13 protein-coding genes are annotated in these 13186 nt (G+C 71.9%); 4 read left to right on the forward strand and 9 right to left on the reverse strand.

From position 1 onward, the window contains the following. Positions 1-5 precede the first annotated feature (5 nt). Together ABT137_RS18075 and ABT137_RS18080 are read right to left on the reverse strand one after the other, a co-directional pair. Positions 6-749, reverse strand: a complete 744-nt coding sequence (locus tag ABT137_RS18075) for a zinc ribbon domain-containing protein (protein WP_351709976.1) — start codon at positions 747-749, stop codon at positions 6-8. Beyond that, entirely contained in the window at positions 746-1585 is an 840-nt protein-coding gene (locus ABT137_RS18080) for a Nif3-like dinuclear metal center hexameric protein (RefSeq protein WP_351709665.1), read from the reverse strand. Before ABT137_RS18080 ends, ABT137_RS18075 begins: the two co-directional genes overlap by 4 nt. Before the next feature lie 187 nt (positions 1586-1772). Here ABT137_RS18080 and ABT137_RS18085 point away from each other — a divergent pair, with 187 nt between their 5' ends. Next, complete coding sequence (locus ABT137_RS18085; RefSeq protein WP_351709979.1) at positions 1773-2987, forward strand: hypothetical protein; 1215 nt, start codon at positions 1773-1775, stop codon at positions 2985-2987. Positions 2988-3082: 95 nt separating this feature from the next. Further along, complete coding sequence (locus tag ABT137_RS18090) at positions 3083-3235, forward strand: hypothetical protein (RefSeq protein WP_351709668.1); 153 nt, start codon at positions 3083-3085, stop codon at positions 3233-3235. A gap of 96 nt (positions 3236-3331) precedes the next feature. Here the strand turns inward: ABT137_RS18090 and ABT137_RS18095 are convergent, their stop codons facing one another. The 3 genes from ABT137_RS18095 to chsH3 are packed head-to-tail and all read right to left on the reverse strand — an operon-like array spanning position 3332 to position 6259. Beyond that, entirely contained in the window at positions 3332-4276 is a 945-nt protein-coding gene (locus ABT137_RS18095) for a 3-oxoacyl-ACP reductase (RefSeq protein WP_351709671.1), read from the reverse strand. Positions 4277-4287: 11 nt separating this feature from the next. After that, positions 4288-5364, reverse strand: a complete 1077-nt coding sequence (locus tag ABT137_RS18100; protein WP_351709674.1) for a Zn-dependent alcohol dehydrogenase — start codon at positions 5362-5364, stop codon at positions 4288-4290. A gap of 37 nt (positions 5365-5401) precedes the next feature. Next, positions 5402-6259 (reverse strand): enoyl-CoA hydratase ChsH3, encoded by an 858-nt coding sequence (gene chsH3 / locus ABT137_RS18105; RefSeq protein WP_351709677.1) that lies wholly within the window; start codon positions 6257-6259, stop codon positions 5402-5404. A 320-nt stretch (positions 6260-6579) separates the two neighbouring features. Here chsH3 and ABT137_RS18110 point away from each other — a divergent pair, with 320 nt between their 5' ends. Beyond that, on the forward strand, positions 6580-7851 hold the full coding sequence (locus ABT137_RS18110; RefSeq protein WP_351709680.1) for a sensor histidine kinase: 1272 nt from the start codon (positions 6580-6582) through the stop codon (positions 7849-7851). Here ABT137_RS18110 and ABT137_RS18115 read toward each other — a convergent pair. Further along, the gene (locus tag ABT137_RS18115) at positions 7829-9400 is read right to left on the reverse strand and encodes an alpha-L-arabinofuranosidase B (protein WP_351709683.1); all 1572 of its coding nucleotides are present in this window, start codon (positions 9398-9400) and stop codon (positions 7829-7831) included. The genes ABT137_RS18110 and ABT137_RS18115 overlap by 23 nt on opposite strands. Before the next feature lie 259 nt (positions 9401-9659). On the opposite strand from ABT137_RS18115, the gene ABT137_RS18120 reads away from it, so the two are divergent. Further along, positions 9660-10292, forward strand: a complete 633-nt coding sequence (locus ABT137_RS18120) for a response regulator (protein ID WP_351709982.1) — start codon at positions 9660-9662, stop codon at positions 10290-10292. A 19-nt stretch (positions 10293-10311) separates the two neighbouring features. Here the strand turns inward: ABT137_RS18120 and ABT137_RS18125 are convergent, their stop codons facing one another. The 3 genes from ABT137_RS18125 to ABT137_RS18135 all read right to left on the reverse strand — a co-directional run bounded on the left by ABT137_RS18125 (position 10312) and on the right by ABT137_RS18135 (position 13185). Beyond that, positions 10312-11130, reverse strand: coding sequence for a hypothetical protein (locus ABT137_RS18125; protein ID WP_351709686.1), 819 nt, complete (start codon positions 11128-11130; stop codon positions 10312-10314). Continuing rightward, entirely contained in the window at positions 11130-11669 is a 540-nt protein-coding gene (locus ABT137_RS18130; RefSeq protein ID WP_351709689.1) for a SigE family RNA polymerase sigma factor, read from the reverse strand. The genes ABT137_RS18125 and ABT137_RS18130 overlap by 1 nt, the downstream gene beginning before the upstream one ends. Before the next feature lie 94 nt (positions 11670-11763). Continuing rightward, entirely contained in the window at positions 11764-13185 is a 1422-nt protein-coding gene (locus ABT137_RS18135; protein WP_502984532.1) for an MFS transporter, read from the reverse strand. Between the last annotated feature and the right edge of the window lies 1 nt (position 13186).

Raw genomic sequence — 13186 nt, forward strand, 5'->3', positions numbered from 1 at the left:
TGTTCCTACAGACCCGACTCGGACGTGCGCACCAGGATGCGACGGCAGTTCTCGCAGCGCACGACCGTGTCAGGCGCGGCCGAGCGGATCTCGGCCAGCTCGGTGATGGCGAGTTCCTGGCGGCAGCCCTGGCAGGTGCGGGCGTAGAGCCTGGCCGCGCCGATGCCGCCCTGCTGCTCGCGCAGCTTGTCGTAGAGCTTGAGGAGATCGGCCGGGACCGAGCCCGCGATGACCTCGCGCTCCTTGCCGACCGTCGCCGCCTCGGCGTCGATCTCCCCGGACGCGGCGTTGCGGCGGCCGGTCGCCTCGTCGATCCGGCCCTGGACCGCGCCGACCCGCTCGGTCAGCTCGGCGACCCGCTCCTGCGCGGACTCCCGGCGCTCCATGACCTCCAGGACGACGTCCTCCAGGTCGCCCTGGCGCTTGGCGAGGGAGACGATCTCCTTCTGGAGGTTCTCCAGGTCCTTCGGGGAGGTGACCGCGCCGGAGTCCAAGCGCTGCTGGTCACGGGCGGCGCGCTGGCGCACCTGGTCCACGTCCTGCTCGGCCTTGGTCTGCTCGCGGGCGGTGTCGCTCTCCTCGGTCTGCGCGGCCACGAGCAGGTCGCGCAGCTGGGTGAGGTCCTTGGTCAGCGACTCGATTTCGGCGTGCTCGGGCAGCGACTTCCGCTTGTGCGCCAGCTGCTGGAGGCGTACGTCCAGGGCCTGGACGTCGAGGAGTCGGATCTGGTCGGCGGGCGCTGCGTTCAGTTGGGGGCTCCAAGGGAGGGAGAGTGGCCGGTCCAGGGGTCGGTGACCGTCTTGGAGACGTGCACGCGAAGGTCCCAGCCGTGGCGGTCGGAGATTTCGTCGAGCTGGGTCGCGGCCAGCTCGCACCAGGGCCATTCGGTGGCCCAGTGCGCCGCGTCGAGCAGCGCGAGGGGGCTGTGGGCGACCGCTTCCGACGCCGGGTGGTGGCGCAGGTCGGCGGTGAGGAAGGCGTCCACGCCGGCGGCGCGTACGACGTCGAAGAGGCTGTCGCCGGAGCCGCCGCTGACGGCGACCGTACGGACGAGGGCCTCGGGGTCGCCGGCGACGCGGATGCCCTGCGCGGTGGCGGGGAGGCGGGCCGCGGCCCGTTCCGCCAGCTCCCGGACGGTGACGGGGTGGTCCAGCTCGCAGACGCGGCCCAGCCCCCGGCGGCCCTCCGGGTCGGTCGGGTCCGCGACGAGGGGCCGTACGACCCGCAGGTCCAGGGCGCCCGCGAGCGCGTCGGAGACGCCCGGGTCGGCGGTGTCGGCGTTGGTGTGGGCGACGTGCAGCGCGATGTCGTTCTTGATCAGGGTGTGCACGACCCGGCCCTTGAAGTGCGAGGCCGCGACCGTCGTCGTACCGCGCAGGTAGAGCGGGTGGTGGGTGACCAGCAGGTCGGCGCCGAGCTTCACCGCCTCGTCGACGATGTCCTGGACCGGGTCGACGGCGAAGAGGACCCGCGTGACCTCGTGGTCCGGGTCGCCCACGACCGTACCGACCGCGTCCCAGGACTCGGCCCGCTCGGCGGGCCACAGGTTCTCCAGCGCGGCGATGACTTCTGACAGACGGGGCACGGGGAAAAGGCTACCTGCCTGTTCCGCGGGGCCGTACCTGCTCACCCACGGGAGGCAACGCGCAGCACACCCGTCCCCGTTTCCTCAGGCGAATCGCCGAGTGTGCACCCGTATGTGTGAAGTCGGCGTCTGCCGGTCCCCGCCTGTGCGTACGAAAACTAGCTTCGTGGCCGGAGGTGACCGGACGATGACGGCCTGTGCGATCGAACCCCCGGCAGCGGACGAGGACGACAGCGCGCCGGGGGCGGGCTGCACCATCACGGTGGACGGGTCGTACGCGGCCCGGCTGGCCCAGCAGGAAGGTTCCTGGTACCCCGAGCGGTGGACGCTGGACGGCCCCGAGCCCTACGCCGTACCGCTCCCCGGCAACCAGCCGGAGGAGCCGGACACGGAGGTGCAGCCGCTGGGCGACGGGCGGGTGCTCATCCGCCGGCTGGTGGACGGGCGGCACCACTTCGCCCTCCTCTATCCGACCGGGCCGGTCACCGGTGAGCTGCCGCTGGGCGCGGTGGAGTGCCCGGACGAGGGTGCCTCGCTACGGCTGCTGCCGCCGGCGCCGGGGGGTGCGCACGCCTACGCGCTCGCCGTGGGGCCGCGCTCCTCCGCCGTCTTGCTGGTGGCGGGCGGGGCCTTCGGGCCGGAGCAGCTCGCGGTGGTGCCGGGGCGGTGTTCGGGCGGGGTCTGGCTGGACCGGGCCGGGCGGATGCTGGCCGTGGACCGGGAGCTGGGCGGGCGGACCAAGGCGGTCGTGGTCGATCTGGAGCGCGGGGGCGAGGTGTCGCCGCTGCTGCAGATCGCGGCGGACAGCGACGACCGGCTGCTGCTCGCCGACCTGGACAGCGGGCTGATCCTGGTCGGCTCGGACGCGCCCAGCCCCGGGCAGGAACGGTTGGGCTGGGGTGTCCTCGGCAGCACGCTGCCGGTGCGCTTCCCGGAGAGCCTGCGGGTGCCGGAGTGCCCGGACTGCGTGGTGACGCCGTTCGCCGTCCAGCCGGGGCAGGTGCTGGTGCCGGAGAACTGCGGGGTGGCGCTGCGGATCGACGGTGCGCTCGGCAGCTGGGTGGGGGCCTGGCGGCCGAGAGCCCGCAGGATGTGTCATCTCCCGGCGCCCGAGGGGTGGTTGACGGGTGCCGGGGTGTGGACGCAGGACGGGGTGCTGCGACTGCCGTACGCCACGGGGGAGGTCCCGTGCGGTGTGGCGGCGGTGGCGGTGCCCTGGGGGGAGACGGGGGAACACGGGGGGCCGCGGGACGCGGGCCCGGGGGATCCGGTTCGGGACGGCGCGGCTGCCGGGGCGTCGGGTACGCCCGGGGAGCCGACGGAACCGGACCCTCCGGGACCTGTCGTGGCCCGGCCGGTGCCCCTCCAACAGGCCCCGCTGGCACGGCTTGTAACGAACTAGCAGCGGTCGGCGTGCCCGCCTGGATTCGCCCCGTGGTGGGCCCGATAAACTCACCGGGCTGTAGAAAGATCATGTTGACGGGGTGAATTCTTCCGATGAGCGACGCCAGCACGTCCCAGCCGCTGTCCGCCGACCTTCAGGAAACGGACGGCCACGGCAAGCACCGCGGTCATGTCTCGGGGCAGGACAGCGAAACGGCCCCCAGCGGCCGGCACCGCAAGCCGGAGCCGGTCGAGGCGGCGGCCTGACGGTAGGTAGGCAAGGGGAGGGGCCCACCGGGTGACCGGTGGGCCCCTCTTCTGTGTCTTGTGCGCGGCGGCACACCACCAGTGGTATGTCACATGTCACTGCCTCTTCAGCCCCAGCACCTCCGCCGCCGCGAACGTCTCCCCCACCCCCCGCTCCGCATAGTGCGGCGTGAGCACGGCGTCGAGTTCGGCGTAGTCGAAGGTGTCCTGCTTGCTGTCGAACTTGGCCTGCACGCGCGGGCGTTCCACGATGGCGACCATGCCGCCGTGGACCACGAGCAGCTGGCCGTTGATTCGTTCGGCGGCCGGGGAGGCCAGGTAGCCGACGAGCGGGGCGACGTGCTCGGGGGCGAGGGGGTCGAGGCCGTCGGCGGGCTGTTCGAAGCCGGCGAAGACGTCCTCGGTCATCCGGGTGCGGGCGCGTGGGCAGATCGCGTTGGCGGTGACGCCGTACTTGGCGAGGGCGAGGGCCGTGGAGGTGGTCAGGCCGACGATGCCGCCTTTCGCGGCCGCGTAGTTGGGCTGGCCCGCGGAGCCGGCGAGGAAGGCCTCGGAGGAGGTGTTCACGATCCGGCCGTAGACCATCCGGCCGCCCGCCGCCTTGGCGCGGTCCCGCCAGTGCGTCGCCGCGAAGTGAGTGGTGTTGAAGTGGCCCTTGAGGTGGACCCGGATCACCGAGTCCCACTCGTCCTCGGTCATGGAGAAGACCATGCGGTCGCGCAGGATCCCGGCGTTGTTGACGAGGATGTCCAGCTTTCCGTAATGGGTTGTCGCAAGCGTGAGAAGGTCCCGCGCCTGGGAGAAGTCGGCGATGTCCCCGGTGTGGGCGACGGCCTGACCGCCCGCCGCGCGGATCTCCTCGGCGACCTGCTCGGCGGGCGCCGCGGAGGCCGCCCCCGAGCCGTCCCGGCCCGGCTGACCGAAGTCGTTGACGACGACGGCCGCGCCCAGCCGGGCCAGTTCGAGCGCCTCGGCCCGGCCGAGACCCCGACCGGCCCCCGTGACGACGGCGGTCAGCCCTTCCAGTGGCCTCTCCTGCATACGGCGGCCCCTCAGATCTCTATGCAGGTACGCAGGGCGGTGCCCGTGCGCATCTGGTCCAGGGCCTCGTTGATCTCGGCCAGCGGCACCCGGTGGGTGATCAGGCCCTCCAGGTCGATCCGGCCCGCCCGCCACAGGGCGATCGTCCGCTCGTAGGAGCGGACCACGTCCCCGCCGCCGTACATGGACGGCAGGATCCGCTTCTCGTCGAAGAACAGCTCGAACATGTTGAGCTGGAGGAAGTCGTCCATGGCGCCCGCGCCGACGACCACGAGGGTGCCGCCGCGCCGGGTGTTCTCGTAGGCGGTCCGGGCGGTGGCGGACTTGCCGACGACCTCGAAGACGTAGTCGAAGCCCTCGCCCGCGGTGACCTCCTGCTTGGCGCCGGGCAGCTCGTCGGGCGAGACCGCCTTCGTCGCCCCGAACCTGAGCGCCGACTCGCGCCGCGACTCGACCGGGTCGACGGCGACGATCTCGGCCGCGCCCTTGAGCCGCGCCCCCTGGATCGCCGAGATCCCGACGCCTCCGCAGCCGATGACGGCGACCGACGAACCGGCCTCCACGTCGGCCGTGTTGAGGGCCGCGCCGAGTCCGGTGGTGACCCCGCAGCCGATCAGCGCGGCGATGTCGAAGGGCACGTCGTCCGGGATCGGCACCGCGCACCCGGCGTCGACCACGACCTCCTCGGTGAAGGTGCCGGTGCCCGCGAAGCCGAAGACGTCTCCGCCGGGGCGCCGGAAGTTGGGGGTGCCGGCGTTCATGAACCCGGCGAGGCAGAGCTCGGTCTGCCCGCGCCTGCAGGCGGGACAGGCACCGCAGGCCGGGAGCCAGCAGACGACCACCCGGTCGCCGGGCTTCACCCGGGTGACGCCCTCCCCCACCTCCAGGACCTCGCCCGCGCCCTCGTGGCCCGGCACGAACGGTCCCGGCTGCGGCAGCACCCCGCTCATCGCCGACAGGTCCGAGTGGCACAGCCCCGTGGCGCGCACCCTGATCCGCACCCTGCCGGGCCCGAATCCCACCGCCTCGACGTCGTCGAGGACGTCCAGCTTCTCCTGGCCGATCTCGTGCAGTACGGCTGCGCGCATGGTGCGGCTCCCCTCAACTGCTCAGCTGCTCAACTGATCAAGAGTGTTCGACGATCGTGTCGGCGAGGACGGGCGCGTCCTCGCGCTCTACGGCGCTCACGGCGACCCGGACCTGCGAGTCGCCCTGCCACATGCGGATGCGCAGGGTCTCCCCCGGGTACACCACCCCGGCGAACCGCGTCCCGTACGACCGCACCCGGCTCACGTCCCCGCCGAGCACCGTGTCCACGACCGCCTTGAGCGTGATCCCGTAGGTGCACAACCCGTGCAGGATGGGCCGGTCGAAGCCGGCGAGCTTGGCGAACTCGGGGTCGGCGTGCAGCGGGTTGTAGTCGCCGGAGAGGCGGTACAGCAGGGCCTGGTCCTCGCGCACCGGGCGCTCGACGGTCCGGTCCGGCTCGCCGGTGGGCGGCTCCAGCCGGGTCGAGGGGCCGCGGTCGCCGCCCCAGCCGCCCTCACCGCGTACGAAGATCTGCGCGTCGTTGGTCCACAGCGGGCCGTCGGCGTCCGCGACCTCGGTGCGCATCACCAGGACGGCCGCCTTGCCCTTGTCGTACACCGCGGCGATGCGCCCCGTGGCGGTGGCGGTGCCCGCGGCCGGGATGGGGCGATGCAGGGTGAGGGACTGGCCGCCGTGCAGCACCTTGGCGAGGTCGACGTCGATGCCGGGCATGGACAGTCCGCTGATCACTCCGGGGGAGCCGGCGCCCGCGACGGTGGCGAAGCTGGGCAGGACGTGCAGCCGGGTCTCCAGGGTGTAGCGGAGTTCGTCGGGGTCGGTGGCGGGGCGGCCCGCGCCGATGCCGAGGTGGTAGAGCTGGACGTCCCGGCGCTCCCAGCGGATCTCCCCGGACCTGGGTTCGGCGGCGAGGGCCTTGGCTGCGTCGATGGGCATACGGCTCCTGAGGTGTCTCAAGACCTCGGCACGGCCGTCCGCACCGTCGGCCGCACCGAGGTCGTCCACGGGTGCAGATCTAGAACGCGTTCCATTCCAGCGCACCTTGTATAGCCCAGCGCTCCGTACTTGTGAAGGCTCCTGACGTCGTGTCAGATGCGGCAGCGCCGGACCATGACATTTGTCCTGCCCGCGGCCGTACATCCGCCTCTGCCGAACCGGCGCCGCCTTCCGTAGGGTCGTACCGCTGGACAGTACGGCCGGACGGAACAGGGCGCATCAGATCGTTGTAGATCGCATCAGATCGGGGGAAGAGTGGCATGGCGTGGTGGCAGCAGGTGAAGTGCCAGGCGGACGGGTGGCGGACGGCGCGTGCCCAGTGGCGGGAGGACATGGCCCGCTTCAGGGAACAGCAGAAGGCCGCTCGGAAGAATGGTGCGGTGCCCGAGCACGCGGGTCCGCCGCCCTCCGGGTTCGCCCTGCTCCCGTGGCTGCTGATGGGGCTGGGCTCCCTGTCCAACCTGCTCCAGGGCAAGACGGCCAACCCGTGGATCGGCGGGTTCGGCCTGCTCGCCTTCAACTCCCTCTACATCTACGTGACCTTCCGCTCCTTCCACAAGGAGGCCCGGGAGGCCGTCTCCACCCGCGTCGCGCTGCTGCTGATGGGCCTGCTCACCACCGGCCTGGCCCTCGGCTACGGCGGCAACTGGCTGATGTTCTTCCCGCTGCTGGGCCTCGCCACCGGCGCGGTGCTGCGCGGACCCTGGCTGGGCCGGACCGGCATCCTGCTGGCCTGCTTCGCGGGCGCGGTCTCCTGGTACCGGGACGGCTCCGACGCCATCACCATCGCCTACGGCACCTTCCTGTCGACGATGATCACCGCCGCGATCCTCTCCCTCTCCGAGGCGGTGCGGGAGCTGCGCGCCGCCCGCGAGGAACTGGCCCGGCGGGCGGTGGAGAAGGAGCGGCTGCGCTTCTCGCGGGATCTGCACGACCTGCTCGGGCACACCCTCTCGGTGATCGTCGTGAAGTCGGAGGCGGCCCGGCGGGTCGCTCCCCGGGACCTGGACGCGGCACTGTCGCAGATCTCCGACATCGAGTCGGTCGGCAGGCAGGCGCTGACCGAGATCCGCGAGGCGGTGACCGGCTACCGGGAGGGCAGCCTGGCCGCGGATCTCGTCCGGGCCCGCTCGGCCCTGACGGCGGCGGGCGTCGAGCCGGTGGTCCGGCAGTCGGGGGCGCCGCTCGTCCCGCAGACCGAGACGCTGCTCGGCTGGGTGGTGCGCGAGGCGGTCACCAACGTGGTCCGGCACAGCGACGCCACGCGCTGCGAGATCACCGTCGACAGCGCCGCCGGACGGGCCCGGCTGACGGTCACCGACGACGGCTCGGGCGCGGTGGCCGCCGAGCCCTGCCGGGAGGGCATCGGCGGCACCGGCCTGAAGGGGCTGACCGAGCGCCTCGCGGCGGCGGGCGGCTCCCTCCGGGCCGGCCCGTCACCGCGCGGCGGCTTCACGGTCACCGCGGAACTTCCCACCGAGGCGCTGGAACTGCTGGCCCCGGTGGCCGCTACGGCGCCCAGGGCGAGCTGACGACCCAGCTGACGTCGTCGGTCCAGGACGTGGCGCTGTCCCAGGCGTTGGAGCCGCCGTCGCTCGCTATGTAGAGGTTGTAGTTGTAGTGGCGCAGGTATTTCGTCGGATAGTTGTACGAGGCGAAGGACGTGCCCGTGCCACTCTTGCCGGTCGTCGGACAGAAGGTGGCGTCCTGCCTGAACGTGGTGGTGCCGTCCATGGGCTGCCGGTAGATCTTGTAGTTGTAGTGGCGCAGGTAGTCGCCGGGGTAGTTCCGGGACTCGAAGGAGACGCAGGAGCTGTCGGCGAGGCCGGGGCGGACGATCCAGGTGGCGTCGTTCTTGTCGAGGGTGGAACTGCTGGAGGTGATGGCGGACAGCACGCCGGCGTTGTTCTGGTGGCGGACGTAGTCGGTGCTGCAGCAGGAGGTGGTGGCCCGGAGGGAGATCTCCGAGGCGGAGTTGAGGGTGCCGGTGGAGCCGGTCGCGCCGCCGTAGCCGACGGAGACGATGTTGGACTGGACGGTGTCGTCGGCGGCGTCGGTCGGGATGCCGGAGGTCATCACGCCCTCGAAGAACGAGCCGATGGAGCCGTTGCTGTTGTCGCCGCCGGTACCGAGGACGATCGCGCCCTCCTGGTGCATCGGCGAGTAACCGCTGCTGGTGCTGGGCTCACTGCCGGAATAGGTGGTGGTGAGACCGCCTGATTGCGCGTTTCCCCATTTCAGTGCGAAATGGTCCTGCCCGTTGTTCTTCAGCAACGCGGTGACGAACGGTATCGCGCCGGTGCCCGTGTTGGACGAGTTGGTGCTGTAGCCGAGGTTGGACTCGAACAGCCCGTTCTCCAGGTCCGCCTGGACCCAGGGGCCGGAGCCGTAGCAGGGCGAGAACCAGCACTCGGTGCCGAAGTTGATGGCGTCCATGTGGCCGTTGCCGGTGTCCTTGTTGTTCGTCTCGGCGTTGCCGTAGTCGAAGCAGCAGCTGCCGTTCACGTGGGTGCCGGAGGTGACCATGTACATCCCCTCGGCGGCGCCGTTGGTGGCGACCCCCGAGGTGGCGTCGTTGCGGTAGCCCATGCCGGCCGAGATCTCCAGGCCGTAGACCTGGTGCCCGCCGACGGTTACCGGCAGCGCGTCCGCCGGGGACCCGACATCGGCCGCGCCGGCCCCGCCCGCGCCCTCGACGGTGAGGTCGTTGTGCTTGCTGGACTGGTCGTAGATCCTGGTGATGATGCAGGTCGTACCGGCGCAGAAGGAGTTCTGCGCGGCCGCGTCGGCGTAGCCGCCGGTGGCCAGCAGACCGATGGTGGCCGTGGCGCTGTCCGAGGCGCGCTGCACCTGGTAGAGGGAGCCGCTGTACGACGAGTACAGCGCCCTGACCATGCTGTGCGCGGCGACGCACGGGGTGCCGGCGGCGGCGTAGACGTCACAGGGCAGCGAGCTCGCGGCGGACGCCTCCGGGGCGCCGGCCCCGACGACGAGCGCGGCGACGGTCACGAACGCGGCGAGCGCGGACAGGACGGCTCTCCGGATGCGCGGCGGACAGGAGCGCAGGGCTCGTACAGGCACTGAGAACACGGTGCACCTCTTCTTGGTTCCTCGTAGGGCGGTGCGGGTTCTTGGTCGGTATACCGAACGTCGTTCGACCGAAATACCGAACCTATTCAGCTGTCGAAATACCGACCGTTCGCCGGCCATTCGGGGAATTGCAGAGGTGATTGTTTGAGCACGGTCAACCGCCGTCAAGACCTGCGGCGCGGAACAATAACCACTCTTTAATGGCCGGGCCCGGGGCTACGCTTGGGCTGTGTACGAGCCTGCGAACGAGATGCCCCGGGACCACCGGCCCGCGAAGTCCATCAGGGTGCTCCTCGCCGAGGACCAGGGGATGATGCGCGGGGCTCTCGCCTTACTGCTCGGGATGGAACCGGACATCGAGGTCGTCGCCCAGGTCGGGACGGGCGACGCGATCGTGGACGCCGCGCTGGTCCACCGGCCCGACGTGGCCCTCCTCGACATCGAACTGCCGGGCCTGAGCGGCCTGGACGCGGCGGCGGAGCTGCGCGAACAGGCGCCGGACTGCCGGGTGCTGATCCTCACCACCTTCGGCCGGCCCGGCTACCTGCGCCGGGCGATGGAGGCCGGGGCGGCCGGGTTCCTCGTCAAGGACGGGCCGGTCGAGGAACTGGCCCGGGCGATCCGGCGGGTGCTCACCGGGGAGACCGTCGTCGACCCGGCGCTCGCCACCGCCGCGCTCACCGCCGGGCCGAACCCGCTCACCGCCCGCGAGTGCGACGTGCTGAAGGCGTCGGTGGACGGCGCGACCGTCGCCGACATCGCGGCGAAACTGCATCTGTCGGAGTCGACGGTCCGCAACTACCTCTCCGCCGCGATCGGCAAGACCGGCACCCGCAACCGGGCGGAGGCGGTACGGGAGGCCCGGCAGCAGGGGTGGCTGTGACCTCCCGCCACGGCTTCCGCTACTTCGTCACCTCCGCCGACGCGTAGGACGTGCCGACCGGTGCCGTGCACACGAACCAGTTGGCCCCCTGGAAGCCGTCGACCACGCGGATCGCCGATCCCGTGTCGTGGGCGGAGAACCCGGCAGTCGGCACGGCCACGGCCGTCGTGCCGTCCTTCCAGCGGCAGGTGACCTGCCGGGCGGACTTGGCGACCTTGCCGATCACCAGTCGTCCGGAGCTCTCACCGCCGATTCCCAGACGGGTCGCCATGGACTCCATGTCCGTGCCCGAGAAGTGCTCGAACTGCTCGACGGTGTCGAACATGACCTGCTGCGGGTGCTCCTCGCCCCAGCCCCGGGTCGCGAAGTACGAGATCTTGCCGATCAGATCGGCGGGCACACGGACATCCGCCGGCTTCAGCCCCATGGCGTCCATGGCGTCGAACTGCCGATCCGCCTCGGCCTCGTTGCGCGGTGCTCCCCAGACCTGGACAGCGACGCTCCATTCCCCGCCCTGGTAGGTCCCCCGGGCCAGTTCGGTCCGCTGCGGGTCGTACACGTGCCGCGCCTCCGCCGATGCCGGCGGCTTCGCCACGGTCGCGTGCCGGTCCCCGCCGCCCGGCAGCCCCGTCACCGCCAGCGTCGCCCCCGCCGACCCCGCCAGCACCGCCACCGCCGTGGCCGCCGCCACCGCCCACCGCCGCGCCCGGCGCCGCCGGCCGCCGCGCATCACCGCCTGCACCGGGGCTATACCGATCTCGACCTCGTCCGCGGCGTCCGCGAGGAGGAAGGCGATGTCCGTCTGTGTCATGTCGTGGTTCTCCCGGTCCGCGCTCATCAGTTACGCCCTCCCTGCGTCACCATGTCGGCCAGTCCCGGTATGGCACGGAGTTTCGCGATCCCCTTGGCCGCGTTGCTCTTGACCGTGCCGGCCGAACAGCCCATCGCCTGCGCCGCCTGGGTCTCCGTGAGGTCCTCCCAGTAGCGCAGCACCACCGCCTGCCGCTGCCGTGGCGGCAGTTGGGCGAGTGCCTTGAGCAGGGCGCTGCGGTCGTCGGCCTGGGCGATCCGGTCCCCCGTGTCCGGCACCTCGCGCACCAGGCCCGAGTCGTCCTTCGGTGCGAGGAACTCCTTGAGTTTCCTTCTGTGCCGGCGCGCGTGCGCGTTGATCATCACGCGCCGTACGTACGCCTCCGGATCGTCGGCCGAGCCGACCTTCCGCCAGGCGACGAAGACCTGTTCGAGCGTCGACTGGACCAGGTCCTCGGCGGCGTGCTGCTCCCCCGTGAGGAGAAATGCCGTACGCATCAGCCGCGGCCAGCGGCCGATCATGAAGCTCTGGAACTCCTCGTTCCGAGCGTCCTTCCGCTCCCCCATGGGCACCTCCTAGATGTAAAGAGGAGTCCACGAGCCACCCGGACCGTTGCCTGCCGCGCCAGAATTCTCCGGCCCACTTCGCGTCGGCCCCTGCCTACTTCGCGGCGGCCCTCCGCCGCGGCAGCCACAGCAGCATCAGCACCGACCCGGCCAGCAGCACCCCCGTGCTGGTGCGGAAGGCGGCCGCGTACCCCTCCGTGAGGGCGGCCGCCCCGCCGTCCTCGCCCGTCCGGGCCGCCGCGATCGTCGACATCACCGCGAGCCCCAGCGAACCGCCCATCGTGCGCGAGGTGTTGATGAGCCCGGACAGCAGTCCGGCCTCCGCCGGCGCCGCCCCGGACGTGGCCAGCGCGGCCAGCGGGGTCGCGGCCAGGCCCGCGCCGAGCATCATCAGGATCCCGGGGAACATGATGGCCGTCGGATAGGCGCCGTGCGGGCCCATCGTCGACTGCCAGGCGAACCCGGTCGCCGCGACCAGCGTGCCGGACACCGCCACCGTCCGCGTCCCCGCCCGCCGCATCAGCCACGGCGCCGTCTTGGAGCCGACGAGCACCGCGACCGAGCTGGGCACCAGGGCGAGACCGGCCTCCAGCGGGGTGTAGCCGAGGACGTTCTGGACGTAGAGCGTCATGAAGTACCACATGCAGAACATCGCCGAACCGGAGATCAGCATGGCCGCGTTGGCGGACGCCACCGGCCGCCGGCCGAGCAGCCTGAGCGGCATCAGCGGGGCCGCCGTACGCGCCTCGACGGCCAGGAACAGGGCGAGCAGCGCGAGCCCGGCGGCGAGCGGGACCAGCGTGGCGGACGCCGTCCATCCCTCCGCCTCGGTCTGCGAGATGCCGTAGGCCAGCGTCCCGAGGCCCGCCGTCACCAGCAGGGCGCCGGGCAGGTCGAGGCGCCGTCCGTCGCCGGCCCGACTGTCCGTCAGCCACAGCACGGACCCGGCGAGGACCAGCGCGCCCACCGGCACGTTGATCAGCAGCACCCAGCGCCAGGACAGCACGTCCACCAGCACCCCGCCGACCAGTCCGCCGGCCGCCCCGCCGCCGGCGCCGACCGCCGTCCAGGTGGCGATCGCCCGTGCCCGGGCCGGCCCCTCCGGCACGGCGGCCGTCAGCAGGGTCAGCGTCGAGGGCGCGAGCACCGCGGCGCCCAGCCCCTGCACGGCGCGGGCGAGCAGCAGCTGCCAGCCGTCCTGGGCGAGCCCGCCGCCGAGCGAGGCCAGCGTGAACAGGCCGAGCCCGACCAGGAACATCCGCTTGCGGCCGTACAGGTCGCCGGCCCGGCCGCCGAGCAACATGAACCCGGCGAAGGCGATGGCGTACGCGTTCACCACCCATTGCAGGCCCGACGCGCTCAGCCCCAGGTCGGTCCGCATCGACGGCAGCGCCACGTTCACAACGGACACGTCGAGCACGACCAGGAACTGCCCGGCACACGCCAGTGACACCACCAGCCAGGTGGGGGGCGCGGTACGGCGGGATATGTGTGAGGTGTCCGCGGCTTCGAGCATG

The sequence above is a fragment of the Streptomyces sp. NPDC001980 genome (assembly GCF_040296885.1).
Classification (GTDB): Bacteria; Actinomycetota; Actinomycetes; order Streptomycetales; family Streptomycetaceae; genus Streptomyces.